Source organism: Paraburkholderia graminis C4D1M, from assembly GCF_000172415.1.
GTDB classification, from domain to species: domain Bacteria; phylum Pseudomonadota; class Gammaproteobacteria; order Burkholderiales; family Burkholderiaceae; genus Paraburkholderia; species Paraburkholderia graminis.
In genome coordinates this window covers 588,942-615,094 of the sequence record NZ_ABLD01000002.1, presented here as the reverse complement: position 1 = coordinate 615,094, position 26,153 = coordinate 588,942, and the positions used below count along the sequence as shown (strand labels likewise).

Sequence of the window (26,153 nt, the reverse complement as noted above, 5' to 3'; positions counted from 1 at the left end):
GGCGACCGAAGTCGCCCTGTCGCCAAAGAACTGTCATGGACCGAATAGCGTCGCCCAACAACCTCAAACCACCCTCGCCCCCACCCGCCGATTATCTGCACGCATGAATGAACTGTGCTCAACAACCGCCCCAAACAGCAACCCAATCGTCGCCCACATAATCGCCTGCATGCCAAGCGCAGCGACGCGGAATTTCCACAGCAGCGCTGCCGGAAAACCCGCAGGGACTTCATCGATAACCGGCATCGACACCTGCACAACGGCAATGATCGCGACGAACACGAGCCCAGCCACGATCGAGCCGTTCCATGCACCGAGCTTGATGGCCGCGCGGCGTCGGACCTTCAGCGAAAAGACCAGCGCGGTCAGCGAAATCGCGATCATCAGAAAGAAGAGTCCCGTGCGCGGTCCGATCGTCGCGGGGTCGCCGACCGCGGGCGGATTCGCCGGATACTTGATGTTCGGAACGATCACCAGCGCGACGAATGCACCAAGCGCGAGCCACGCCGACAACGCGCGCGCACTCATCGGGCCGACTCGCCCGTAAGCGTAGGCAAACACGAGCGAGAACAATCCGCCGAACGCCGCGCCGTACACGACCACGCCGGTCAGCAATCCCAAACCGGCTTGCGTATCGCGACTGACGAGTTCCTCCTCATGTGCATGCTGGTGCTCATCGGCATCGGCAGCAGCAGTAGCCGCACCCGCATGTCCATGCTCATGCCCATGCGCTGCACCACCCGCCTCGCCGGCTTTCTCTTCGAACGCAATCGCCTGATTGACCTGCGGCTCGCCCACCACTCGGGCGAACGCGAACGTGACGAGTCCTGCGGCGATGCCTGCAAGCATGCCGCGCAACAACAACTTACCGACCATGTTCTGCTCCGTTAGTGGCAGGGAAAGCCGAGCAGATGGCGGCCGTCGTGCACGAACTCATGCACGTACATGCCAGGCACGAGAGACGTGGCGCCCTGTTCCGCGCCGACGAAGTACAGCGCGAGCAGCAACAGCAATCCGCCGAACACGGCCCAAGGCAACAATTCGCGCAGCGGAATCGGCGTGGGCTGAACAGCGGGCTCGCGAGCGGGATCGAAAACAGCTTCAGTCATGAAGGACATCTCCTGGGGTAACGCGCCCCGTAGTCGATTGCAGAGGAATGGTGCGAAGCTCAGGTCTGGCTTTCGGCTTGCGATGCCGATTACAGTGGCGCGACCGCGCCGGGCTCTCACCGGCTTCCGCGCTTCGCAGTCCGGCTATTCTACGCGGTAAACTTCGGCGCCAGCTAGCGCGGACTGACGCGCGCGCATATTGAATGGAACGCGAAAAATGAACCTTCGGCTGCTGCTGATCAGCCATGCGCCAACCGCGGCCATGCCCGCGGGCCGCTTTCCCGCCGACGATCCACTCGACGCTCGCGGCCTCGCTGAAGCGCAAGCCGCGCAAGCGCGCTTGTCGCATCTATCGCATCTGACCGCGCTCAACGAAGCACCCGCTTTCGTCAGCCCGGCCGCTTGCGCCCGCGATACGGCCTCGGCCCTGGGTCTCAACGCGAAGGTGGACGCAGCGCTCGCCGACATCGACTACGGCAACTGGACAGGCCGTCGTCTTGCCGACCTCGCGGCGCAAACGCCAATCGACCTGAGCGCATGGATGCACAATCCCGACGCCGCCCCGCACGGCGGCGAGTCGTTTAGTCAGGCAGTGAAGCGCATCGGCGAATGGCTCGACACGCTCGACGTTGCGCTCCACGATGCACAAGGCAAAGCGCCAGGCAACGCGCGCGACGTCATCGCCGTCACCCACGCCCCGATCATCCGCGCCGCTGTCATACATGCGTTGAGCGCCTCGCCGGCCATCTTCCCACGCATCGAAATCGCACCGCTAACAGTGGTCGAACTGCATCGCTCGCAACAACGCGGCTGGACATGGTGGCCCGCATCGTCGTGAGTCTCGCAGAACACACATCGTCATTTACCCGATACCGATAAACGCAGCTTTCCCGATCCCGCAGACGTCAACGTGATCTGCGTGCGCCTCGCCGGCGCACCAAGATAAAAATGCTGACGTCCCGGCGAATTCTGATCGTGCGTCGCGTCCGGCAGACAGGAAGCAATGTCGGCGGCGACCGCTTGCAATGCGTCCGCGCTCGACCCTGCATCGCGATGCGGCGTCCACATGCACTGATAGCTTCCCCGCGCCGCCGAGCATTGCGCGTCGTCGCCATACGGTTGCGCGACGCCTTTGCCGTCGTCCGGCGAAAGCGCAGTGAATCCGTCCGGCGCCGCGGCCACGATCCGCTTCAACGACGAACACGGGCTCGGCGAATCATCGGCACTCGCGCGATACGGCGTGAGGCTTGCGAGCAGCGCGACAGCGAGCGTGCTGGTGAACAGCGTGCTGGTTTTCATAGCGGCGCGCGTGCTTGAAAGTGGCTGATGGATTGCGCCAAAGCAGCAGGCTTCGTGCCCTCGCGGCGAAGCAAAGCGAATGCACCCTGCAAATAGGCATGCAACTTGCATCCTGGCGATACCGGCTGACCGAGCCCGGTTTATTCATTGACGCCACGACTACGCCATGTCAAACGACGCGAACAATCACACGCCTAAACGCCTTTGCTCGGGAATCGACGGGATCGACGACGTGCTGGGAGGCGGCCTCACGCCGCACCGCATGTACCTCGTCGAAGGCGCGCCGGGTACGGGTAAAACTACCCTGGCATTGCAATTCTTACTCAAAGGCGTTGAGCAAGGCGAGGCAGGTCTGTACATTACGCTCTCGGAAACGCGTTCCGAGTTGATCTCGGTCGCGGACAGTCACGGCTGGGATCTCGGCCGCTTCCACATTCTCGAGCTGCTTTCCGACGAAGGCCTCGACCCGCAATTCGAGCAGACCGTGCTGCATCCGGCTGAAGTGGAACTCGGCGAGACCGTGCGCAACGTAATCAAGCAAGTCGAAGAACTCAAGCCCGCGCGCATCGTGCTCGACAGTCTCTCCGAGCTGCGGCTGCTGTCGCAGAACACGCTGCGCTATCGTCGGCAGATCCTTGCGTTAAAGCGCTATTTCGCCACGCGCGCATGCACGGTGCTGCTGCTCGACGACAACACATCCGATCCGTCCGACGTTCAGTTGCATAGCATCGCGCACGGCGTGATCTCGCTCGACAACGTCGTGCACGATTACGGCGGCAACCGGCGGCGCATGCGCATCGCGAAGATGCGCGGCATCAAGTTCCGCGAGGGCTATCACGACTTCTCGCTGGACACCGGCGGCATCAAGGTCTATCCGCGGCTCGTCGCGGCCGAACATCACGCGGACTTCGACACGCAGACGGTGAGCACCGGCACGACCGGTCTCGACGTGCTGCTCGGCGGCGGCCTGATACCCGGCACCAACGCGCTGATCGTCGGCCCCTCGGGCGTGGGCAAAACCACGACCGTGGTCTCATGCCTGATCGCGGCTCTCGAGCGAGGCGAGCGCTGCGTCTACTACGTGTTCGACGAAACGCTGGTGACGCTGATCGCGCGCTGCACGACGGTCGGCCTGAACCTGCAGCCCTATGTCGAAAGCGGGCTGCTCACATTGCGTCAGATCGATCCCGCCGAAATCTCTCCCGGAGAATTCGCGAGCGACGTTCGCATGTCCGTCGAGAAAAAAGGCGTGAAATACGTAGCGATCGACAGCCTGAATGCGTACTTGCAAGCGATGCCGGGCGAACGCTACCTGCTGCTGCAAATGCACGAACTGCTCGGTTATCTCAACCAGCAAGGCGTTATCACGATGCTTGTGCTGGGGCAGCACGGCATCATCGGCGAAATTCAGACCGACATCGACATCAGCTATCTGAGCGACGTGGTCGTTCTGTTCCGTTACTTCGAGCACCACGGCGAAGTCCTGACCGCCGTGACCGCCGTGAAGAGCCGCGCGAACGCGCACGAACGCTCGATCCGTCAGTTCAGGCTGTCGAACAACGGCGTGGAGGTGGGCGAAGCGCTGCGCGACTTCGAAGGCGTGCTCTCCGGGTTGCCGTCTTATAGCGGCAGCACCGCGCTGCTCGGTGCGACCGATCACCTCATCGATACGTCGCGGCAGTAAGCTCATGGAGCAACGCGTCCTGATTCTCGCGCCGTTTGGCCGCGACGCCGATGTCATTGCCGAAGTCCTGAGCAAGGACAAGCGGACGTGCGTCGCCTTTAGCGATGCGGACGCGCTGACCGAAGCGCTCGACGCCGGCGTGGGCACCGCGCTGATTGCCGAAGAAGCGCTCGCCGACAGCCGTGCAACGCGCCTGTTCGAGTGGCTCGAACATCAGCCCGCATGGTCCGACTTGCCGTTTATCCTGCTCGCGGCGACGCGCGTCGGTCATCGGTCGGCGCGCGGACTGGAAGTGCTCGAGCGGCTCGGCAACGTCGTCGTGCTGGAACGTCCGCTGAACTCGGAGACGCTGCGGCGAGCCGTGGCGTCGGCGCTGCGGGCGCGCGCACGGCAATACGAATCGCGCCGCCATCTCGCCGAACGGATCGAAGCGCAAGAAGCATTAGTCCAGCTAAACGATTCGCTCGAAAGCCGGATTGCCGAACGTACGCATGAACTCGCTTCGGCCAACAACCGGCTGATGATGGAGATCCACGAGCGCGCGAAGGTGCAGGCCGTGCTCGTGCAATCGCAGAAGATGGAAGCGCTCGGCCAACTCACGGGCGGGATCGCGCACGACTTCAACAATCTGCTGAACGTCATCATGGTCAACTCGGAGTTGATCGCGCGCGTGAGCGGCGACGAGCGCATTCGCGGCATGGCCGCGACCGTCAAGCGCGCGACCGAACGCGGCGCCAAACTCACGGGCCAGTTGCTCACGTTCTCGCGCAACAGCAACCTCGACCTGAAGGCCGTCGACGTGGTCACGCTGCTGCAAGGCATGCGCGACATCATTACCGTGTCGCTGGGATCGGGTATCAGCTACATCAACGACTTCGAACGCAAGGAGATGTGGACGCACGCCGACGCGAACCAGCTCGAGCTTGCGGTGCTGAATCTCGCGATCAACGCGCGCGATGCGATGCCGGGCGGCGGCGAGCTCAGCGTGCGCGTGAAGGAGCGCACTGCGCCCGACCAGACACTCGCCGAGGGCCGCTATGTCGTGATCGAAGTCGCCGACACGGGCGCGGGCGTGCCGCCCGACCTCGTCACGCGCGTGTTCGATCCGTTCTTCACGACCAAGCCGATCGGCAAGGGAACCGGCCTCGGCCTGAGCCAGGTGTACGGCATCGCGCGCCAGGCCGGCGGCACCGCGCGGCTTTTCAGCCAGGAAGGCGTCGGCACCACGGTCGAACTGTGGTTGCCGCTGCGCGAGCGCGTCGCGCCGCAGAACGCCAAGGCGTCCGATACCGAAGCGAACGCCGTCGGCGAAAAGCGCGTGCTCGTGATCGAAGACGACAGCGAGGTGCGGGCCATGCTCGTCGAGTCGCTCAAAATGCTCGGCTACAACGTGACGGAAGCCCCCGATGGCCGCGCCGGACTCGCCCGTCTGACGGACGACAACCCCGACCTGCTGATGGTCGACTTCGCGATGCCTGGCATGAATGGCATCGACGTAATCGCGGAAGCGCGTAAGATGCGCAGCGATCTGCCGGTGATTCTCGCAACCGGTTACGCCGACGTCGATATATCCGGTCTTTCGGTCGAGCGCTGCACGGTATTGCGCAAACCTTTCCAGCTCGACGATCTCGCGCGGACCGTCCGGCTCGGATTGATTGGCTGAAAAAAACCGCCTGCTTCAGCCGGCGCGCAGAAAATTTTCCAACTACATTGCTTGGCTAACGATTGTCTGACAGTGCAGCGTAACGCGCCATGATCTACCCCTCCCTTCGCGACTGGCTCTTCTCGGTCAAGACGTTTGCCGCCGCGATGATCGCGCTGTACATCGGCCTCGCACTGCAGTTGCCGCGGCCTTACTGGGCGATGGCGACGGTCTACATCGTGTCGAATCCGTTCGTCGGCGCGACGCGCTCGAAGGCGATTTATCGTGCGCTCGGCACCGCGCTCGGCGCGTCGGCGGCCGTGCTCCTCGTGCCGCCCTTCGTCGAATCGCCGTATCTGTTCAGCGTGGTCCTCGCGCTGTGGGTCGGCACCCTGCTCTTTCTCGCGATCTCGGATCGCACGGCGCGCAGCTACGTGTTTCTGCTCGCGAGCTATACGCTGCCGATCATCGCGCTGCCCGCGGTCACGAATCCGGCAGGCGTGTTCGATCTTGCGGTGAGCCGCACCGAAGAGATCACGCTCGGCATCGTCTGCGCGAGCATCGTGGGCAGCGTGGTGTTTCCGAGCCGGCTCGCGCCGACCATCATCGAGCGGACGGATGCATGGTTTCGCGACGCGGCTTTCTACTCGACGGAAACGCTGTCGGGCCGCATCGCAGGCGCGGCGATTTCCGGCGCGCGGCAGCGGCTCGCGGCGACCATCAACGGTCTGGAATTGCTGCTCAGCCAGCTCGCCTACGATCACACGCGCCCCGACCTTCTCACGCGCGCGCATGAACTTCGCGGACGCATGCAGTTGCTGCTGCCGCTCATGTCGGCGCTCGCCGATCCGCTGATCGCGCTTTACAACGCCGGCAGTTACAAGTGGCCGGAAGGGCTCGAGGCGCTGCTCGCCGACATCGTCAAATGGTTCAATGCGCCGCTGCCGGCCGCGAGCGCGGGCCATCACGCGGACCCGGCCGCGAATGCGCTGCGCGAACGCATTGCCGCGATGCAGCCGCCGCCCGAGGCGCTCACCACCTGGGACGGCGCATTGCTGTCCAGCGCGTTGTGGCGCATGAAGCAGGTGATCGACGTATGGGAGGACTGCCGCTCGCTGCGCATCATCATCACGCGTGAGGAAGGCTTGTGGCGGCCGCGTTTTCGCCATTGGCGGCTCGGCGGCACCGAGCGCTTTTTCGATCGCGGCATGATGCTGTTCTCGACCGGCTCGACCGCGGCCGCGGTGATTCTCGCGTGCAGTCTGTGGATCGCCTCCGGTTGGGCGGACGGCGCAAGCGCCGTGACGCTCGCGGCGGTCGCCTGCTGCTTCTTCGCCGCACTCGACGAACCCGCGCCGATGGTGTTCCGCTTCTTCGTCGCGACCGCGATCAGCGTGCTGGCCGCAGGTGTCTATCTGTTCGCCGTGTTGCCGCACGTGCATGACTTTCCGATGCTCGTGATCCTGTTCGCCGCGCCGTTCATTCTGGTCGGCACGCTGATTCCGCGCCCGCAGTTCAATATGGTCACGGTGCTCGTCGCCGTGAACACGGCCACGTTCATCAGCATTCAGGACGCGTACGACGCCAACTTTCTGACCTTCCTCAACAGCAACCTCGCCGGCCTCGCGGGACTTCTTTACGCTTATCTGTGGACTCGCGTGACGCGGCCATTCGGCGCCGAACTCGCGGCGGCTCGCCTGCTGCGCTCGAGCTGGAGCGATGTCGCGTTGACGGCGTCGACGCGGCCCATCGAAGACCCGCGCAATCACGCCGCGCGCATGCTGGATCGTCTGATGCAACTGATCCCACGGCTCGCCGCGACCGACGACCATCGTCATCCTTCCATCGAAAGTTTTCGCGATCTGCGCATCGCGTTCAATTCCCTCGATCTGCGCCGTCTCACGCGCAAGCTCGGCGGCGAGGCGCCGGCCGCGATCGAGCAGGTGCTCGACGGCGTGCGCGGCTATTACGAAAGCTGCGCGAACCGCCACGCGCGCGAGCCCGTGCCCGCGAGCCTGATGTCGTCGATCGATTCGGCCGTCGCGCGCGTCACCGCGCAAGGACTCACGGATGCAGGCACGCACGACGCGACCGCGCAAACTTCGGCACGTCACTTGCGCGACGCGCTGCACGCGCTGATCGGCTTGCGTCTCTCGCTCTTTCCGGCCACGCTGCAAGCCGCAACGCCACCCGCGCAGGAGGCAAGCGCCTGATGCGCCGTTCAACCCCTTGGCCCCATTCCCACGATGATCGGTGAAATAGACATCTTCGGCGTATTTGTGCCGGCCGTGCTCGTGCTGATGCTGGTCGCCTATCTGATCAATCTCGCGATTCGCGCGGTGCTCGCGCGTGTCGGCTTTTACCGCTTCGTGTGGCATCGCTCGATCTTCGATCTCGGCATCTATGTGCTGGTGCTGGGCCTTGTCGTCGTCGTTTCGCACAGACTCGTTTCGTGAAATCAACGTGAAAAAAACCTGGTTCTCCGTCGGTCAGATTCTGCTGACCCTGATCGTCGTCGTGGCCGCGGCGCTCGTGCTGTGGAAGCTGATCGGCTACTACATGTTCGCACCGTGGACTCGCGACGGACACGTGCGCGCCGACGTGATCCAGGTGGCACCGGACGTGTCGGGGCTGATTTCATCGGTAGATGTAGTGGACAACCAGCAGGTCAGGCAAGGCCAGGTGCTGTTCGTGATCGATCACGCCCGCTACGCGCTCGCGCTGCGTCAGGCGCAGGCCACCGCGCAGCAGCGCCGCGCCACGCTCGACCAGGCGCGCCGCGAAGACGTGCGCAATCGCAAGCTCGGCAACCTCGTCGCCGCCGAAGTCGCGGAAGAGAGCCGCTCGCGCGTCGACCAGGCGGAAGCGGCGCTCGCCGATGCGAACGTCGCCATCGACACGGCGAAGCTGAATCTGCAACGCGCGACGATCGTGAGCCCCGTCGACGGTTATCTGAACGATCGCGCGCCGCGTGCCGGCGAATTCGTCGCGGCGGGACGCGCGGTGCTGTCGGTGGTGGACATGCACTCGTTTCGCGTCGACGGCTATTTCGAGGAGACGAAGCTCGGCGGCATCCACATCGGACAGCCGGTCGACATCAGCGTGATGGGCGAGCCGCAGGTGCTGCGCGGGCATGTGCAAAGCATCGTCGCGGGCATCGAGGACCGCGACCGCACGCAGGGCACGAATCTGCTGCCCAATGTGAATCCTGCGTTTAGTTGGGTGCGGCTCGCGCAGCGCATTCCGGTGCGTGTCGCGCTCGATGAAGTCCCGCCCGATTTCCGCATGATCGCCGGGCGCACCGCTACCGTATCGGTGCGCGAGCTGGCGGAGGCGCGCGCCGCGCGTCCCGCGCAGGCGTCGGAGGCGTCGAGTGTCTCCGCAACCCAGCCTGCGACTGCCGCGGCGACTTCGGGCGCCTCGCAATGAAAGCGTCTCGCTTCGTGGCGTTTTTGCGCCTGCCTTTGCGCGCGTTCGCGCTGGTTCCGCTCGCCGCGTTGCTCAACGGCTGCATGAATGTCGGCCCGAACTACTCGCTGCCGAAAGACGCACTCGTGAACGCGCCGCTTGCGAATGCGCCGATCGAAGGCGCGGACTCGGCGCTCACGTCACACGCCGACGTGCCCGCGGTGTGGTGGAAGCTGTACGACGATCCGGTGCTCAACGGTCTCGTCGACGAAGCGCTGCAATCCAATACCGACTTGCGCGTCGCCGCCGCGAATCTCGCGCGCTCGCGCGAGGCGCTCGGCGTGGCTCAGGCGCAAGGCGGCTTTTCCGGCAAGACGTCGGCGGTGTTTGAGCGCGCGCAGGAATCGGCCGAACAATACCTGCTCACCGAGAAACTGCCGGTCGTGAACGAAGGCGACGTCGGCATCAGCGTCGCGTATGAAATCGATCTGTTCGGCAAGCTGCGGCGCGGCGTGGAAGCGGCGCAGGCCGACGCCGACGCCGTGCAGGCCGCGGGCGATCTCGCGCGCATCTCAGTGGTCGCCGACGTGGTGCGCGCCTACGTCGAGCAATGCTCGGCCGCCGAGGAACTGAAGATCGCGCAGCAGTCGCTCGCGTTGCAAAGACAGCGCGTGGATGTCTCGCGGCGTTTGCGTGACGTGGGCCGCGGCAATCAGACGGAAGTCACGCGCGGGCAAACCCAGGTCGATACGTTGTCCGCGGACATTCCGCGCTACACCGCACGTCGCAAGATCGCGCAATACCGGCTCGCGGCACTGCTCGCGCGCGCACCGTCCGACTTGCCGCCCGCGGTTCTCGCCTGCGAGAAGCTGCCGCAAATCCGTCAACCGATTCCCGTCGGCGACGGCGCCGCGCTGCTGAGGCGCCGGCCCGACGTGCGCGAAGCCGAGCGTCAACTGGCGGCATCGACGGCGCGTATCGGCGTTGCGACCGGCGCGCTGTATCCGACCGTGAGCATCGGCGCATCGGCGGGTTTGACGGGCGTTCTCGAAGATCTCGGCACGTCACCGACAGCGCGTTGGGGCTTCGGTCCGCTGATCAGCTGGACGTTCCCCGCCAACGGCGCGCGCGGCCGCGTGCGCGAAGCGCAGGCGTCGAGCCAGGTCGCACTTGCGCGCTTCGACGGCGTCGTGCTGACCGCGTTGCGCGAAACGGAGACCAGCCTTGCCACCTATGCATCGGACTACGCTCGCACGGAAGCGCTACAGGCCGCGCTGAAATCCGCGGCGCAATCCGCGGACGAAACGCACCGGCTGTATCGCGCGGGCCGCGAGTCCTTCATCTCCGATCTGGACGCGACGCGCACGCTCACGTCGACGAAAGCGCAAGTCGCAGCGGCTGAAGGTCAGGTGGCGATCGACCAGGTGAATCTGTTTCTGGCACTCGGCGGCGGGTGGGAGCGGGATGGGCAAGCTGCGCCTGGGGTGGCGGGGGCTTCGGCTTCGACACCGGCTTCGGCTTCGGCACGGACATCGGCAGCAAAAACCCAAGCCCCGTAGCCGCATCACCCGACCTTACGTTTTATTTTTGAATAACTTTCTTTTGCCTTTCATTTACGGTTAAATACTTGGCACTCACCACACGTTACGAGGCCAAGGTATGTCGTCATTCATGAAAAGCGCAGCAGCATTGGGCGGATGCATCGGCATCTTCACGGCGGTCGTGGCCATCGTCGAAATTCTGGCAGGCTAAGCCCGTTGCTCGCTCGCGAAGCGCCGGCTTGCGCTACGCAGGCCGGCGCTTCGCCGCTTGATGAATCGCGGCGCGCACCCGCGGATACGTGCCGCAACGGCAGACGATATTGCTCATGGCCGCGTCGATGTCGGCGTCGCTCGGATGCGGCTTCTGTTTGAGCAGCGCGCAAGCGGCCATCAGTTGCGCGCTTTGACAATAGCCGCACTGCACGACATCGAGATCGATCCACGCGGCCTTCAGTGCCTGCGCTTCGCCGCCTTGCAACCCTTCGATGGTCGTGATCTTCTGCGTCGTCAAATCGGACATGGGCGTCTGACACGACAGGCACGCCTTGTCGTTCAGATGCACCGTGCAGGCGCCGCAAATGCCGACGCCGCAGCCGAACTTCGTGCCCGTCATGCCGAGCTCGCAACGCAGCACCCACAATAGCGGCATGTCCGGCTCGACTTGCACGGCCACCGCGCGTCCGTTGATGTTGAGCGCTGCCATATCGGTCTCCGGCTTCAGGTGAACTTCAAAGGCAACGTACGCAGTCGCTTGCCGGTCAGTGCAAACACTGCATTGGCAACAGCCGGCGCAATCGGCGGCACGCCCGGTTCGCCGACGCCTTGCGGATGCAACTGGCTCGGCATGATGTCGACTTCGATGATCGGGCAATCGTTGATTCGCACAACCGGAAAGTCGACGAAGTTCTTCTGCTCGACCTGGCCGTTGACGATCGTGATCTCGTCCTGCAACGCGGCCGAGAGGCCGAATACGATTCCGCTCTCCATCTGCTGACGAATCAGATTCGGATTCACCGGCAAACCGCAATCGATCACGCAAACCACGCGGTGCACGCGAATCATCCTGTGCGGTCCGATCGATACCTCCGCGACCTGCGCGACCACGCTGCCGAATGCCTCGTGAAGCGCGACGCCACGCGCGCGCGGAGCGCCATCGGCGGCAGACGTCAACGGATGCGTCCAGTCGGACAATGCAGCGACTCGTTGCAACACCGCCAGATGCCGCGGATGCTGCGCAAGCAGTGCGCTGCGAAACGCAATCGGGTCCTGGCTGGTGGCGGCGGCGATCTCATCGGTAAAGCTCTCGGTGAAGAAGGCCTGGTGCGAGTGGCCGACCGAACGCCAGAAGCCGACCGGCACCGGCAAGTCCACGATCTTGTGCGCGACGCGCGCCGTGGGCCACTCGTAGGGCTGATCGAACGCGCCTTCGGCTGTCGTCTTGTCGAGCGGAATGCGCGGCGCGCCGTAATAACGCGCGAGCGCTTCGGGCACGATGGCCTGACTCGCGGACGCGCTGTGCCACGCGACGAGCTTGCCGTTATCGTCGAAGCCCGCCTTCAGGCGCGATACGCATGCGGGGCGATAGAAGTCGTGCGTAAAGTCCTGCGCGCGCGACCATAGCGTTTGCACCGGACGTCCGCCGGCCTCGCGCGCGATCGCGGCGGCCTGCGCAATGTAATCGGTTTCGAGGCGCCGCCCGAATGCGCCGCCGAGCAACTGCGCATGCACATGAACCTTGTCGTCGTCGATATGCAGCACTTTGGCGACGTGCCGCCGCGCGAGCGCGGGCGTTTGCGTCGATACCCAGACGGTCGCCGCGCCGTCCGCGACCTGCACGGTGCAGTTGAGCGGCTCGACCGCGCCGTGCGCGAGATACGGCGCGTGATATTCAGCCGTGATGGTGCGCGCCGCGCCGCTTAGCGCATCGTTGATGTCGCCGCGGCGGTAGTACGCGTGGCCGTCGCCGTCGTCGAGGGCGAGCGCGAGGCGGCGCTCCACTTCCGCGCTCGAAAGCGTGGCCGCGGCGCCATGCTGCCATGTCACTTTGATCGCGTCGACGGCGTTGGTCGCGCGAAATGGATTGTCCGCGATCACGGCGACGCCGCCCGTGCCGCCCGCATACGGCTCGAAAGCGAGCGCCTTCACGAAGCCGCGCATTCGCTGCGCCGCGCTCGCGTCGAAGCTCGCAACCGTGCCGCCGAGCGTAGGACACATCACGACACTCGCGTAGAGCAGGCCGTCGGGCAACACGTCGATGCCGAATCGCGCGCTGCCGTTGATCTTCGACGCGGCCTCGATGCGGCGCAACGGTTTGCCGATCAGCGTGAAATTCGCGGGGTTTTTCAACGCCACCTTGCGAGGCAGCGGTTGTTGCGCCGCCATCGACGACAACTCGCCGAAGCTCGCCTTATGTCCCGACGGATGCGTGACATACCCGCCTTGCGTCGCGCATTCGCCGGGTGCGACGTGCCATTGCGCGGCGGCCGCGCCAATCAGCATCGCACGCGCCGAGGCGCCCGCTTCGCGCATGGGCGTCCACAGGTCGTTGATGCTCGACGAGCCGCCGGTCATCATCGTGCCGGCTTCGCGCGTGAGCTTGCGCGTGTACCAGACGACCGCGCGCTTCGTGATGCTGTCGTGATCGGGACGAAACGGCAGATCGTCGATGACGTTCTGCACGCTGTTGTAGATGTTGTCGATCGGCGCGTCCTCGACACGCACGCGCGACCAATCGGCGTCGAGTTCTTCGGCAAGCAGCATCGCGAGACCGGTGTGAACGCCCTGGCCCATTTCCGCCTTGCTCATCATGATCGTCACGCTGTTGTCGGCGGCGATCTTGACCCAGCCGTTGAGCGCCGTTTGCGTGCCTTCGACGGGTAACGGCGCGTCGGTCGTGAGGCGCTGCCGCGCCGGCAGCACGGACCAGCCGACCAGCAACGCACCCACCGCGCCGGCGCCGCCGATGACGAAGGTTCTGCGCTTCATGATGAATGGCCCATCGGCTTGCCCGCCGGTAACAAGCTGCAAGGGCGCGATGCGCGCCCTGCGTCCCCACGCAATATTAGTAAGACGGAGGAACGGCCGCGGACTTAAATTCGTCGGATGAAGCCGTGCGCGCGCGGGGCGGGCGCGAGCAGCACGTTAGGCAGGCAGGCCGCCTGGCTAGCGTGCCGTGGGGCGTTTCATTAAATGTGCAGAGCGTGCGGCTTTGCTCTGCCTTGCTTTGGTCAACGGGCTCAGCGCCGGTTCGAGCCCGACACGACATCGATCCATACGGCGAGCACCAGAATGCCGCCCTTCACGATCATCTGCCAGTAGGCATCGACGTCGAGCATCGACATGCCGTTGTCGAGACTCGCCATCACGAGCGCGCCGATCAATGCGCCGTAGACCGTGCCCGAGCCGCCGCGCATCGACGTCCCGCCGATAAAGCACGCGGCAATCGCGTCCAGTTCGCCCATCGAGCCCGCCGACGGCGATCCTGCGGCGAGGCGCGCCGTATTCACGATGCCGGCGAACGCGCACATCAATCCCATCAGCGCGAAAATGGCGAGCTTCACGCGATTCGTGTTGACACCGGACAGGCGCGTCGCTTCGAGATTCGATCCGACTGCGTAAATGCGTCGGCCAAAGACGGTTTGCGTGGCGACCCAGGTAAAGATGCCGAGCAACGCGAGCAGCAGAAGAACGGGCACCGGAATGCCGCCGTAACGATCGAGCGTCGCCACGAAGCCCGCGAGAATCGCGCCCGCGCCGACCACTTTTGCAACGTCCTGCCAGACCGGCACCACGCTTAACTGATAGCGCTCGCGATTGCGGCGCTGACGTATCGTCAGAAACGCGAGCAATATAAACAGCACGACGGCAAGCGTATCGCCGGCCAGTTTCGGCAGATAGCCCTGGCCGACGAACACGAAACTGTCGGAGACCGGCGCGATGGTCGAACCGCCTGTCACGCCGAGCAGAATCCCGCGATACGCGAGCATGCCGCCGAGACCGACAATGAACGACGGCACGCGCCGGTATGTCGACCACCATCCGTTGAAGAGGCCGACGAGCACGCCGAGCAGCATCACGGCGGGCAACGTGACGCCTATCGGCCAGTGACGGTTGACGTCGAGTATCGCGGCCACGCCGCCGAGCAAACCGAGCAGCGATCCGACCGACAGATCGATCTCGCCCGCGATGATCACGAACACCATGCCGCACGCGAGCATGCCGGTGATCGACATCTGCCGCAGCAGGTTCGACAGATTGCGCGGCGTCACGAAGGCGCCGTGCGTGAGCACCGAAAAGAAAATCCAGATCGCGGCCACGGCAATCAGCAGCGCGAGAATCTTGTAGCGCGCGAACAGTTGCTGAACGCGTTGCGGACCGCCGAATGCGCCTCGCGGCGCAGTATTGTCGGCGCGTTGGGAAGTAACGTCGGGCGTCATGCTGCACTCGCTGCGGTTGGGTTCGGGACTCGCTGCACGGGACGGATCGCGGCGCTGAGAATGTCTTCCTGCGTGAGGCCGTCGTTGACGAAATCGCCGCGCAATTCGCCTTCGCCGATCACGAGCACGCGATCGCTAATGCCGAGTACTTCCGGCAATTCGGACGACACCATCACGATCGACATGCCGCGCTGCGCCAGTTGAAAAATGAGTTTGTAGATTTCGAATTTCGCGCCGACGTCGACGCCTCGTGTGGGTTCGTCGAGAATCAGTACTTTGGGATCGGTCAGCAACATGCGCGTGAGCACGGCTTTCTGCTGATTGCCGCCGGAAAGGCTCGCTATCGACAACATCGGATGAGCGGCGCGCACAGAAAGCCGCTTCATTTCCGTATGAATCGTATCGAGCTCGGCCGCCGAATCGATGCGTCCGCCCGATGCAAAGCGCTGCAGCACCGCGAGCGTAATGTTGTGGCCGACGCTCAGGCCCGGCACGATGCCGTGGCGCTTGCGATCTTCCGGCACCATGCCGATGCCCGCGCGAATCGCATCGATAGGCGCGCGAATTTTCACGGCCTTGCCTTCCATGACGACCGTCGCTTCGCTCGTGCCGGGATAGGCGCCGAAAATCGCCTGCATCAATTCCGTGCGCCCCGCGCCGACGAGCCCGGCCACGCCGAGAATTTCGCCGCGCCGCAATGCAAACGACACATCGTTCACGCGCTTGCGGCGCGGATTCGTCACGTCGAAACAGGTGACGTTGCGCGCCTCGAAAACGACGTCGCCAATCGGATGCGGCTCGCGCGGGAACAGGTTCTTGATCTCGCGTCCGACCATCAGCGAAATGATGCGGTCTGTCGTCAATGCGTGCATGGGCTCGGTGGCGACATGGCGTCCGTCGCGAATCACGCTGATCGTGTCGCAAACGGCGGCGACTTCGTCGAGCTTGTGCGAGATGTAGACACAGGCCACGCCGCGCCGCTTCAGATCGCGCACGATGTCCAGCAGAATCGCAATCTCCGAGGAAGTAAGCGACGACGACGGTTCATCCAGAATCAGCAGCTTCGCGCGTTTGTTGAGCGCCTTCGCAATCTCGATCAGCTGCTGATGGCCGCCGCCGTAGTTCATCACCGGTTGCGCCGCATTGATGCCCTGAATGCCGAGCTCGCGCAGCAATTCGTCCGCGCGTTGGTACATCGCGGCGTAATTCATGCGGCCGCCGGGCAGCGTGATTTCATTGCCGAGAAAAATGTTCTCGGCCACCGACAATTCGGGCACCAGCATCAATTCCTGGTGAATGATGATGATGCCGGCGCGCTCCGTGTCGCGTATGCCCGCTGCTTTCAGCGGCGTGCCTTCCCACGTTATTTCGCCATCCCAGGTACCGTGCGGATATACGCCGGACAGTACTTTCATCAGCGTCGATTTGCCTGCGCCGTTTTCGCCGCACAAGCCGACGCACTCGCCCGGCGCGACCGTCAGGTCGATTCCGTCGAGTGCTTTCACGCCTGAAAATGCCTTGACGATGCCGCGCATCGTCAGTAACGGTTGCGTCATTCGCTATGCCTCGCTGCAAGGCGCGCGATCGCGCCGATACGCGACAGCCGTATCGGCGCAAACCGCGCGCGCGTTACGCTCATTGGCTCGCGAGCTGGGCCTGGGTATAGAAGCCGTCCTTGACGACTACATCGACGTTGCTCTTGGTGAGCAACGTGGGCTGCAGCAGCACCGTGTCGACTTTCTTCTTGCCGTTGTCGTACTGCGCGTTAAACGCGGGCTTCTCGCCCTTCGCCAATGCCACCGAGAGCTTGGCGGCTTCGCCGGCAATCAGCTTCAACGGCTTGTAGACCGTCATGGTCTGCGTGCCCGCAATCACGCGCTTGACTGCGGCGAGGTCCGCGTCCTGACCCGACACCGGCACCTTGCCCGCCATGTGCTGCGCGGCGAGCGCCTGGATCGCGCCGCCTGCGGTGCCGTCGTTCGACGCGACGATGGCGTCGATCTTGTTGTTGTTCGCGGTCAGCGCGTCTTCGACGATGCGCAGCGCCGTGGATGCGCTCCACTCCGGCACCCACTGCTGGCCCACCACTTTGATGTCGCCCTTGTCGATGGCAGGCTTGAGTACCTTCAACTGTCCTTCGCGCAGCATCTTGGCGTTGTTGTCGGTCGGTGCGCCGCCGAGCAGAAAGTAGTTGGCCTTCGGTTGCGCGTTAAACACGCCTTGTGCCTGCAATTCGCCGACCTTTTCGTTATCGAACGAGATATAGCCGTCCACGTCGGCGTCCAGAATCAGGCGGTCATACGACACGACCTTGATCCCCGCTTTTTTCGCTTCGGCCACGACGTTGCCGAGCGTCTTCGAATTGAACGGCACGATCACGATCACATCCACGCCGCGCGAGATGAGGTTCTCGATCTGCGAGATTTGCCGCGCCTCGCTGGCGTCGGCGGATTGCACGGATACTTTCGCACCGAGTTTTTCCGCAGCAGCGACGAAATAGTCGCGATCGCGCGACCAGCGCTCGACGCGCAGGTCGTCGATACAGAAGCCGATTTCAGGGTGATCCTTGCTTGCGTGCGCAAGCGGCGCGATAAGCGAAAGGCTCGCCAACACCGCTCCACATACGAGCGAACTCAATACAGTACGACGCGTTGCGAATTTCATCTCTGTCTCCTTCTTCTGATAGCCGGAATTCCGGATTGGACGGCCTGCGCTGCGAGCCGCAGGTCCGGACAAGCGACAACCCAAAGCTTCTTTTTATGCGCGCGAGTTGCACCCGCGCGCTTTCTTCATTTGCAACGATGATGCCCTTTAGCGTCCGCTATAAATAGCCTGATTCACGATGTTTTCCATGCGCTCCTGGTGGCCGCTTGCATGCTGCGGATTGAGGTCGCGCGACAGTGCGTCTGCGGCGAGTGTCGACAGCGAGTAGTCGCCGGAAAGAATCTTGCGGCCAAAGTCGGCGTCCCAACCGGCATAACGCTCACGCTTGAATTGACCGAGACGGTCATTTTCGATCAATACGGCCGCGCGTTCGACGGCGAGCGCGAGGTTATCGATTGCGCCAACGTGGCCGTAAAAGAGATCTTCCGGATCGACGCTTTGCCGCCGCACTTTCGAGTCGAAGTTCATGCCGCCTGTCGTGAAGCCGCCGTGGCCCAGGATTTCGTAGAAGGCGAGCGTCAGTTCTTCCACGCTATTGGGGAATTGATCCGTGTCCCAGCCGTTTTGCGGGTCGCCGCGATTGGCGTCGACGCTGCCGAAAATACCGAGCGCATAGGCCGTCGCGATCTCGTGATGAAACGAGTGGCCCGCAAGCGTCGCATGATTCGCCTCGATATTCACGCGGATTTCTTTCTCGAGACCGTATTGCAGCAAGAAGCCGTGGACGGTCGCGACATCGTAATCGTATTGATGCTTGGTCGGCTCTTGCGGCTTAGGCTCGATCAACAGAGAACCTTTGAAGCCGATCTTGTGTGCATGGTCCACGACCATATGCAGGAAGCGCGCGAGTTGATCGCGTTCGCGCACGAGGTCCGTGTTAAGCAGCGTGTCGTAACCTTCGCGCCCGCCCCACAATACATAGTTATCACCTCCGAGCCGTTGCGTCGCGTCGAGCGCATGGCGCACCTGGGTCGCGGCAAACGCGAAGATGTCCGGGTTGGGACTCGTCGCGGCGCCGGCCGCATAACGCGGATGCGAAAACAGATTGGCGGTGCCCCATAGCAGTTTGATACCGGTGTCCTGCTGCTTGCGCGCGAGGTAGTCCACTATGCGGGAAAAGTTCTCGCTGTATTCTTTCAGGTTCGCACCTTCGGGTGCAACGTCGGTGTCGTGGAAAGTGTAGTACGGCGTGCCGAGCTTCGAGAAGAATTCAAAGGCGGCGTCTGCTTTCAGATGCGCCATTTCCATCGCGTCGCCCGGTTGCTGCCAGGGGCGCTTGAAGGTGCCCTGCCCGAAAATATCGACGCCCGGCCACACAAACGTATGCCAGTAACACACCGCTATCCGCAGATGTTCTTCGAGCGTTTTGCCGAGTACCTTTTTGCTTTTATCGTAGTGGCGGTACGCAAGCGGATTGTCCGATTGCGGGCCTTCATAACGGATCTCGGGAATATGTTCGAAGTAGGACATCAGCGTCTCCTTCCCATCTAAAGGGATTATGTTGCACCGCAACCCGTGCGACGTGGCCGGGGCGGTCGATAAGGTGACGCCATGCTGCCGCTTGCCGGAGGCATCGGCAATTGCGAAATTGCGCAGTGTGCTTGATGTTTCTTACCGCCCGCCATTTTGTTTGCCCCCGTGCGCTATTGGCGGCCTAGAATAACCGGACGCTTAAAAATACGGATTCAAAGGAGACAAAGGCTGTGCGGGCTTCAACGTCCGCCGGCCGCTCACCGCCATGACCCGTCCGCAAACACCACAGACGACGCATCGAATCGCGCTGCTCTTCAACGCGAACAAGGTCTACGACCGCGAGATCATTACCGGCATCGGCAACTACTTGCTGTCCACACGCGTAGCGTGGGACCTCTTTCTGGAAGACGACTTTCGCTGCCGGTTGACGGGCATCGAGCGCTTCGACGGCGACGGCATCATCGCGGATTTCGACGATCCTGCCGTAAGCGAAGCACTGCGCGATTGTCCATTGCCGGTGGTCGCAGTGGGGTCGTCATTCGAGGACCCGGCGCAATATCCCCCGGATTTACCCTATATCGCAACGGACAACAGCAAGCTCGTCTCGCTCGCGTACACGCATCTGATTGGCGCGGGCCTCGAACACTTTGCGCTATACAGCCTGCCGCAGGCGCAAGAAAACCGCTGGGCGCAGCAGCGCGAACTTGCATTCGCACATTTGCGCAATGCGGACGGCCACAGTGCCGAGCAGATTCAAAGCGAGATCTATCGCGGTCTTTCCACGAGCGCGCCTTCATGGAACCAGGCGACCGAACAACTCACCGCGTGGCTGCGCGAATTGCCGAAGCCGGTCGGCATTATTGCCGTGACCGACGCGCGTGCGCGGCATTTGCTGCAAGCGTGTCTGATTGCGGGCATTCCGGTGCCGGAAGAAGTGGCGATTATCGGTATCGACAATGATCCGCTCACGCGCACGCTCACTCGTATTCCACTTTCTTCCGTGATTCAGGGTACTGAGGAAATGGGCCGCACCGCGGCTCACCTGTTGCATCAGATGCTGCATGGCGCGCGCTTTCCTGGGCGGCGCATTCTCGTGCCGCCTGTTGGCATCAACGTACTCGAATCGACCAGGCATCAGCCGCTCGCGAGTCCCTATGTAATGCGCGCGCGGCATTTTATTCGCCAGTATGCTTGCCAGGGTATTCGCACTGAACAGGTGGCCGACTATGTCGGCGTGTCGCGTTCGTCGCTCGAAGAGTACTTTCGACGCGAGCGCAAGTGCACGGTGCATCAGGAGATCTTGCGCCACAAGCTCGATGTCGCGAAAGCGCTGCTTGCAAAACGCGATGCGTCGAGCGCGGAAGTGGCAATACGTTGCGGCTTTACGTCGCTGCAATACATGTACGCCGTATTTCGTCGGGAGCTTGGGTGTACGCCGCGCGAGTACCAGGAGCGCGCGAGTTTGACTCAGGCTTCGACGCCAGGCTGAGCATGCCTTTACTTTTTTATTTTCTATCGACGACATGATCAGCATCGCACAACTTTCTTCCGAGCCGTGGGGCACGCTCAATGGCGGCGATCCGGTACGGCTCTTTACATTGCGTAACGCGCACGGCATGAAGGTCGCGATTAGCGATCTCGGCGCGACGCTGGTTTCATGGCATGCGCCGGATCGCGCGGGACGTCTCGGCGATATTCTTCTCGGCCACGACACACCGGCTCAGTACTTCGCGGCCACGACTTTTATGGGCGGTCTGATTGGCCGCTGGGCGAACCGTATTGCCGACGCGCGTTTTACGCTCGACGGCATCGAATACACACTCGACCGCAATGAAGGCACGAAGCTGCTGCATGGTGGAAGCGTCGGTTTTCATCGCGCGATGTGGGACGTGAGCGAAGACAATGGCTCGCTGTTGATGCGGCTCGAGTCGCCGGAAGGCGACGCCGGTTTTCCGGGCAATGTCACCGCGCAAGTGCGCTACACGCTCGACGACGACGGCACCTTGACCATCGAATACGAGGCCATTGCCGACGCCGCGACGCCGCTCAATCTAACGAGTCATGGGTACTTCAACCTGACGGGCCGCGCGGGTGCCGATATTCGCGGACATATGCTGTCAATCGACGCGGACCGGTTCTTCGAAGTCGACGCAGCGATGATCCCTTCGAAGTTGGCCGACGTAGCGGGCAACGCATTCGACTTCCGGCAAAGCGCGCCGATCGGCGCACGCCTCGAATGGCCGCATGCGCAACTCGTGCAAGCGGGCGGATTCGATCATTGCTATGTGTTGCGCGATGCACCTGGCGGCGCAGGCAAGGTGCGAGAAGTCGCGTGTCTTTACGACCCCGGCAGCGGCCGCGAACTGACTGTGTCGACGGATCAGCGCGGCTTGCAGTTTTATAGCGGCAACTTTCTAAAAGGCGATGCAGGACGCGGCGGAGCTCGCTATCAGACACATGCGGGACTGTGTCTGGAAGCGGGCGGCTTTCCGAACCAGGTCAACATGCCGGAGGAACAGAATGACGTGATCCTGCGACCCGGCGACACGTACCGGCAAGTCACCGCGTACCGCGTGGGTGTGCGCGAGGGCGTTTGACAAAACGCCTTCATTTTCAGGCGCCGGGATTACAGCACGCCGACTTATCAATTGCTGCAAGAGTGAATTACTGCATTGGGGGTTTGCCCTCGAATAACCGCTTCCTACAATCCGCGCATGGTGCCGACGATCCACAGCGGCATCGGACGACACCATTCCCGGAGGGAAGCATCATGAACACGCTGATCAAGGCAGTGACTCTTGCTGTTGTGCTGACCGCGCCAGTTGCATCGTTTGCACAATCGGAACAGCCGCTCACGCGCGCGGAAGTGAAGGCTCAGTTAAAGCAGATCGAACAGGCCGGTTATAACCCGGCGGCTGCAGTGGATGCCAATTATCCCGCCGATATCCAAGCGGCCGAGGCTCGCGTTGCCGCACAGAATGCAATGGCTCAGAGCGACACGACGGGTTACGGATCGACGGCAACAGGATCGTCGCAAACAGGAGCGGCCGCGCCGGCTCAGTGACAACCGCTTTTCCGTAGATACGACATCGCACAGATTCGCTTTAAGATGACCGCTCGAAAGGAGGAGCGGTCATGGGATCAACCGTCAAGAATTCATTGCTGTGGGTGTTCGAGCCTATCGAGGACGATCCCGGTTTCATGAGGAAGCGCTTATTCGGCTTTGAAGCAGCTTATGTCGATGGCTTGCTTTGTCTCTCGGTCGGCAATGGCGAAGAGCCGTGGAATGGGTTGCTGGTATGTACATCGCGCGATCGACACGCAGATCTTATTCGCGAGTTCCCTGAGTTGGCGCCGCATCCTGTACTCGGCAAGTGGCTTTATTTGTCGCAGACGCATGAAGAGTTCGAAGCGCTAGCGGGCGCGGTGGTTGAAGTAGTCGGAAGGCGCGACTCGCGTGTCGGCGTCGAGCCCGCGGCAAGAAAGAAGAGCGCGAAAAAGAATCGCTTCGTCTGACGGCACGCGATCGACATCTCGCGATGGGTCCCATCGTCACCTACGACACGAAGATAAACGGAAAGCACCCGCTTGCGCAGTACGGCGAGTTTTATGGCAACCGCGACGGTTGCTTTTTGATCCAATCAGACGCGGGCGCGCACGCTCGTCGCGACAACTCATTCGCGCGCGGCGACTCAATCTTTCGCCTGCGCGTTTCCAATCAGAAAGGCAACGAGTAAGCACCAGCGCCGTCGCCGGTTTGCGACGAGCGCCGCGTCGGCATGCTCAGCCACGGCGAATGTTATTATCGGAAACACGCAATACAATCGCCCTTCAGTCGCAAACAAAGCAGCAACTCATGGACACGCACATCACGAAGCCCGCCGAACCCTTGACGACCGATCTGGGCCGTCGCGTACGCGCCGCCCGTCAGTCGCAAGACCTGACGCTCGAAACCGCGAGCCGCCTGTGCGGCGTCTCACGCTCGACGCTCTCGAAAGTCGAAAACGGCCTCATGTCCCCGACTTTCGACGTGCTGCAAAAAATCGTCCTTGGACTGAAGATCGAAATCGGCGAATTGTTTGGCTCTGCGCCGAAGATCAGCGCAAATGGGCGTCGCGCACTCACGCGCAAAGGCGAAGGACAGCGCCACGCATATCGCGGCTATCAAATGGAATTGCTCGCGACCGATCTCGCGCACAAAGCCATGCTGCCGTTTCGCATCCGCATTTCGGCGCACACGCTCGATGCGTTCGACGACTGGGGCCGCCACGAAGGCGAAGAGTTTCTCTACGTGATTAGCGGCAGCGTGTGCCTCTATTCCGAGTTGTATGCGCCGACGCATCTGAACGCCGGCGACAGTCTCTACTTCGACAGCCGCACCGGCCACGCCGCAGTGTCGACGAGTGAAGAGGATGCCGAAGTATTATGGATGGCGACAAGCGCCGACATTCCGCAAGCACCCGCAATAGACGAATCGCCCCGGAAATAGCGCGACGTCTCAAGCGTTCGCTTGTCCTCGCGCCTGTGCGAGCGCACTGAGATTGCCTTCGCCGAAACCATGATGTCCCTTGCGCTGAACGATCTCGAAGAAAATCTCGCCGGGTCCGCGGCGCACGAAAGTCTGGAAAAACAATAGCGGTATACCGTCCGCGCCAATCTCGCCATCCACGAGAACATGCGTGCGCTTCAGGCGCTCGACGTCGAGTCCATGTCCCGGCAAACGCGCGTCCAGTTGCTCGTAATAGCGCGGCGGCGGCTCGACAAATTGCACACCGTTGGCAAGCAACTGCTCGACGCAAGCGAAGATGTCGTCGGTTGCGAGCGCAATGTGCTGCACGCCCTCTCCCGGATGATCCGGCAAGTATTCGTGCATCAGGTCCGTACGGCGCGTGCCTTCCTCGTAAAGCGGAATGCGGATCGCGCCGCACGGCGACACCATCACACGCGATTCCGCCGACACATGCCAATTCGCGTGCAGTTCGTGAATCTCGCGGAAATTGAGCAGATCGCGATAGAAGTCGAGCCACTCCTGCATGCGGCCTTCGCCGACCGTTTGCGTCAAGTGATCCACTGCGACGAGGCCGGTGCCCGCATGGCTCAGATCCGCCTGCGCGGTGTCGATCTGGATCGGACGGAAGTCGATGTCGAAGATGGAAATATCGCCAAGCCCGCCGCGCTGGCCGCCGCGTCCGCGCCAACGGTCGACAAAGTAAATGTGTGAATCGCCAATGCCCTGAATGGCCGGAATCAGCAACTCGCCAGCGCCGATTCGCTCGCCTTCGAACGCCCACGCGCCGAGTTCGATTGCGCGGTCGAAAGCGCGCTGCGCATCGGCCACGCGAATGCCGATTGCGCAAATGCCGGCGCCGTATTCTTCGGCGTAGCGCGCGGCGAACGAATCCGGCTCCGCGTTGATCAGGAAATTCATTTCGCCCTGCCGGTATAGCGTGACGTCCTTGCTGATGTGGCGCGCAATCGCCTTGAAGCCGAGCCTGACGAACGTGTCGCCGAGCGCCTGCGGATCGCGCGAGGCGAACTCCACGAATTCGATGCCGGCAGTGCCGAGCGGATTATGCTCAGGCGCCGACACAGCGCGAAGCGCGGCCTCTGGAGTGGGCAAGTCGCTGGGCATGGCAATCTCCTTGTACTGTGTTTCGACGCTGTTTTCTGTGCAAGCTTTTGCTGAACTCGCAGTGTGACACTGCCTGCGCGTGACGCAACCGCGCGCGGTTGTCGACGGCTTTCGCACCGTGTTTTTACACCGGCTCGCGCCTGGTTCGCAACTTGAATTTGTACTGGATGGTTCACAAACACCGTGAGTCGCGCGCTCGAATATCCGGTGCTCCGGTGAGCGCAATGAGCCTGAAACGCCAACTCTGTTACTTCGCCGCCGCCGTGCGGCGCACCCGCTTGCGCACAGGCTTGCTCGCCAGTTTGCCGCCGCTCGCCGCCATCCTCGATTGCGCGACCTCTCGCACCGCGTCGATAAACGCCCGTCCCACTGGCGAAGGCTGCGTGTCCGAGCGCCGGATCAGACCGACGGGTTCGTCGGTGCCCGCAAACGGCAACGGCAAACGCACGAACATGCCGTGCGCCAACTCGTACTCCACTGCACTCAGCGGCACGAACCAGACGGCGTCGTTCTCGAGCGTCAACGCGCGCCCCGTCGACACCGACAACACTTCGACAAACGCGGACAACGGCAGCAAGCCCCATGCGCTCAGCAGACTGTCCGCCGACTGCCGGATCAGCGTGCCGAACGGCGGCAACACCACCGGGAAATCCTGCAATGCGGCGGACGGCAGGCCCGGCGTGTCGCCGAGCGGATGCCCCGCCCGCACGACGGCGATCAGCGGTTCGCTGAACAACTGCTCGAAGCTGAGGCCGACCATGCGCTCGGGATCGGCGAGCCGGCCGACTGCGAATTCAATCGTGCCCGCTTTCAGACGCTCGAGCAATTCCGGGTTCGCGCCGGTTGCCAGACGCACGATCACGCGCGGCCAGAGCGACGCAAACCGCTTGAGGACAGGCGGCATCAGCGCGGCGGCGACGGTCGGCAGAATTCCCACTTCGAGCGTGGCCGCGGCGGCGCCTTCGGCGCGCGAAAGCAGATCGACGCCTTGCCGCAATGCGCTGACACAGGCGCTCGCGTGCGGCATGAAGAGTTGACCTTCGCGCGTCGGCACGGCACCGTGACGGCCCCGTTCGAACAGTTTCACGCCGAGAATGGCTTCGAGTTCCGCGACCGTCTTGGAGACGGCGGGCTGGGTGATCGACAGGCTGTCAGCGGCCCGCTGGACGCTGCCGAACTGGGCCACGGCCAGAAAGCACTGAAGATGACGGAATTTGACGCGACTGTCCGCGAGGCTGCGTTGCATAACGGCAGGTTATACGAAA

24 protein-coding genes are annotated in these 26,153 nt (G+C 62.8%); 13 read left to right on the top strand and 11 right to left on the bottom strand.

The genetic code is table 11. From position 1 onward, the window contains the following. Positions 1 to 63 precede the first annotated feature (63 nt). Together BGRAMDRAFT_RS05745 and BGRAMDRAFT_RS05740 are read right to left on the bottom strand one after the other, a co-directional pair. Positions 64 to 876, bottom strand: a complete 813-nt coding sequence (locus tag BGRAMDRAFT_RS05745; protein WP_006047733.1) for a CbtA family protein — start codon at positions 874 to 876, stop codon at positions 64 to 66. A gap of 11 nt (positions 877 to 887) precedes the next feature. Beyond that, on the bottom strand, positions 888 to 1,109 hold the full coding sequence (locus BGRAMDRAFT_RS05740) for a CbtB domain-containing protein (protein ID WP_006047732.1): 222 nt from the start codon (positions 1,107 to 1,109) through the stop codon (positions 888 to 890). Between the two features lie 217 nt (positions 1,110 to 1,326). Here BGRAMDRAFT_RS05740 and BGRAMDRAFT_RS05735 point away from each other — a divergent pair, with 217 nt between their 5' ends. Beyond that, on the top strand, positions 1,327 to 1,947 hold the full coding sequence (locus BGRAMDRAFT_RS05735; RefSeq protein WP_006047731.1) for a histidine phosphatase family protein: 621 nt from the start codon (positions 1,327 to 1,329) through the stop codon (positions 1,945 to 1,947). Positions 1,948 to 1,967: 20 nt separating this feature from the next. Here the strand turns inward: BGRAMDRAFT_RS05735 and BGRAMDRAFT_RS05730 are convergent, their stop codons facing one another. Further along, a complete protein-coding gene (locus BGRAMDRAFT_RS05730; protein WP_006047730.1) occupies positions 1,968 to 2,408 on the bottom strand; it encodes a hypothetical protein in 441 nt (146 codons plus the stop codon). A gap of 166 nt (positions 2,409 to 2,574) precedes the next feature. On the opposite strand from BGRAMDRAFT_RS05730, the gene BGRAMDRAFT_RS05725 reads away from it, so the two are divergent. From BGRAMDRAFT_RS05725 to BGRAMDRAFT_RS05700, 6 genes are all read left to right on the top strand, one after another. Further along, positions 2,575 to 4,092, top strand: a complete 1,518-nt coding sequence (locus BGRAMDRAFT_RS05725) for an ATPase domain-containing protein (RefSeq protein WP_006047729.1) — start codon at positions 2,575 to 2,577, stop codon at positions 4,090 to 4,092. A 4-nt stretch (positions 4,093 to 4,096) separates the two neighbouring features. Next, complete coding sequence (locus BGRAMDRAFT_RS05720) at positions 4,097 to 5,755, top strand: ATP-binding protein (protein ID WP_006047728.1); 1,659 nt, start codon at positions 4,097 to 4,099, stop codon at positions 5,753 to 5,755. A gap of 89 nt (positions 5,756 to 5,844) precedes the next feature. After that, positions 5,845 to 7,947, top strand: a complete 2,103-nt coding sequence (locus tag BGRAMDRAFT_RS05715; protein ID WP_006047727.1) for an FUSC family protein — start codon at positions 5,845 to 5,847, stop codon at positions 7,945 to 7,947. Between the two features lie 33 nt (positions 7,948 to 7,980). After that, positions 7,981 to 8,190, top strand: coding sequence for a DUF1656 domain-containing protein (locus BGRAMDRAFT_RS05710; RefSeq protein ID WP_006047726.1), 210 nt, complete (start codon positions 7,981 to 7,983; stop codon positions 8,188 to 8,190). Between the two features lie 7 nt (positions 8,191 to 8,197). Then, on the top strand, positions 8,198 to 9,163 hold the full coding sequence (locus BGRAMDRAFT_RS05705) for an efflux RND transporter periplasmic adaptor subunit (RefSeq protein ID WP_044020365.1): 966 nt from the start codon (positions 8,198 to 8,200) through the stop codon (positions 9,161 to 9,163). Beyond that, a complete protein-coding gene (locus BGRAMDRAFT_RS05700) occupies positions 9,160 to 10,701 on the top strand; it encodes an efflux transporter outer membrane subunit (protein ID WP_006047724.1) in 1,542 nt (513 codons plus the stop codon). The genes BGRAMDRAFT_RS05705 and BGRAMDRAFT_RS05700 overlap by 4 nt, the downstream gene beginning before the upstream one ends. A gap of 226 nt (positions 10,702 to 10,927) precedes the next feature. Here BGRAMDRAFT_RS05700 and BGRAMDRAFT_RS05695 read toward each other — a convergent pair whose 3' ends face one another. From BGRAMDRAFT_RS05695 to xylA, 6 genes are all read right to left on the bottom strand, one after another. Further along, complete coding sequence (locus BGRAMDRAFT_RS05695) at positions 10,928 to 11,386, bottom strand: (2Fe-2S)-binding protein (RefSeq protein WP_006047722.1); 459 nt, start codon at positions 11,384 to 11,386, stop codon at positions 10,928 to 10,930. Between the two features lie 14 nt (positions 11,387 to 11,400). Continuing rightward, positions 11,401 to 13,668 (bottom strand): xanthine dehydrogenase family protein molybdopterin-binding subunit, encoded by a 2,268-nt coding sequence (locus BGRAMDRAFT_RS05690; protein WP_006047721.1) that lies wholly within the window; start codon positions 13,666 to 13,668, stop codon positions 11,401 to 11,403. Positions 13,669 to 13,919: 251 nt separating this feature from the next. After that, a complete protein-coding gene (locus tag BGRAMDRAFT_RS05685) occupies positions 13,920 to 15,119 on the bottom strand; it encodes a sugar ABC transporter permease (protein ID WP_006047720.1) in 1,200 nt (399 codons plus the stop codon). Continuing rightward, complete coding sequence (gene xylG / locus BGRAMDRAFT_RS05680; RefSeq protein WP_006047719.1) at positions 15,116 to 16,675, bottom strand: D-xylose ABC transporter ATP-binding protein; 1,560 nt, start codon at positions 16,673 to 16,675, stop codon at positions 15,116 to 15,118. Before xylG ends, BGRAMDRAFT_RS05685 begins: the two co-directional genes overlap by 4 nt. 79 nt (positions 16,676 to 16,754) lie before the next feature. Continuing rightward, positions 16,755 to 17,783 carry a D-xylose ABC transporter substrate-binding protein gene (gene xylF / locus BGRAMDRAFT_RS05675; protein ID WP_006047718.1) on the bottom strand — a complete coding sequence of 343 codons (1,029 nt, stop codon included), beginning with the start codon at positions 17,781 to 17,783 and terminating at the stop codon, positions 16,755 to 16,757. A 147-nt stretch (positions 17,784 to 17,930) separates the two neighbouring features. Continuing rightward, entirely contained in the window at positions 17,931 to 19,253 is a 1,323-nt protein-coding gene (gene xylA / locus BGRAMDRAFT_RS05670; protein WP_006047717.1) for a xylose isomerase, read from the bottom strand. A 268-nt stretch (positions 19,254 to 19,521) separates the two neighbouring features. On the opposite strand from xylA, the gene BGRAMDRAFT_RS05665 reads away from it, so the two are divergent. The 6 genes from BGRAMDRAFT_RS05665 to BGRAMDRAFT_RS05640 all read left to right on the top strand — a co-directional run bounded on the left by BGRAMDRAFT_RS05665 (position 19,522) and on the right by BGRAMDRAFT_RS05640 (position 23,745). Then, positions 19,522 to 20,745 (top strand): XylR family transcriptional regulator, encoded by a 1,224-nt coding sequence (locus BGRAMDRAFT_RS05665; RefSeq protein WP_006047716.1) that lies wholly within the window; start codon positions 19,522 to 19,524, stop codon positions 20,743 to 20,745. A 34-nt stretch (positions 20,746 to 20,779) separates the two neighbouring features. Further along, positions 20,780 to 21,853 (top strand): aldose epimerase family protein, encoded by a 1,074-nt coding sequence (locus tag BGRAMDRAFT_RS05660; protein ID WP_006047715.1) that lies wholly within the window; start codon positions 20,780 to 20,782, stop codon positions 21,851 to 21,853. Positions 21,854 to 22,026: 173 nt separating this feature from the next. After that, positions 22,027 to 22,320 (top strand): DUF4148 domain-containing protein, encoded by a 294-nt coding sequence (locus tag BGRAMDRAFT_RS05655; RefSeq protein ID WP_006047714.1) that lies wholly within the window; start codon positions 22,027 to 22,029, stop codon positions 22,318 to 22,320. A 71-nt stretch (positions 22,321 to 22,391) separates the two neighbouring features. Beyond that, entirely contained in the window at positions 22,392 to 22,772 is a 381-nt protein-coding gene (locus BGRAMDRAFT_RS05650) for a hypothetical protein (RefSeq protein ID WP_006047713.1), read from the top strand. Positions 22,773 to 22,795: 23 nt separating this feature from the next. Further along, positions 22,796 to 22,993 carry a hypothetical protein gene (locus tag BGRAMDRAFT_RS05645; RefSeq protein ID WP_006047712.1) on the top strand — a complete coding sequence of 66 codons (198 nt, stop codon included), beginning with the start codon at positions 22,796 to 22,798 and terminating at the stop codon, positions 22,991 to 22,993. Positions 22,994 to 23,112: 119 nt separating this feature from the next. Next, positions 23,113 to 23,745, top strand: a complete 633-nt coding sequence (locus tag BGRAMDRAFT_RS05640; protein WP_029971560.1) for a helix-turn-helix domain-containing protein — start codon at positions 23,113 to 23,115, stop codon at positions 23,743 to 23,745. A 9-nt stretch (positions 23,746 to 23,754) separates the two neighbouring features. Here BGRAMDRAFT_RS05640 and BGRAMDRAFT_RS05635 read toward each other — a convergent pair whose 3' ends face one another. Further along, positions 23,755 to 24,888 carry a 4-hydroxyphenylpyruvate dioxygenase family protein gene (locus BGRAMDRAFT_RS05635; RefSeq protein ID WP_006047710.1) on the bottom strand — a complete coding sequence of 378 codons (1,134 nt, stop codon included), beginning with the start codon at positions 24,886 to 24,888 and terminating at the stop codon, positions 23,755 to 23,757. Positions 24,889 to 25,135: 247 nt separating this feature from the next. Next, positions 25,136 to 26,134 carry a pca operon transcription factor PcaQ gene (gene pcaQ, locus BGRAMDRAFT_RS05630; RefSeq protein WP_006047709.1) on the bottom strand — a complete coding sequence of 333 codons (999 nt, stop codon included), beginning with the start codon at positions 26,132 to 26,134 and terminating at the stop codon, positions 25,136 to 25,138. Positions 26,135 to 26,153 lie beyond the last annotated feature (19 nt).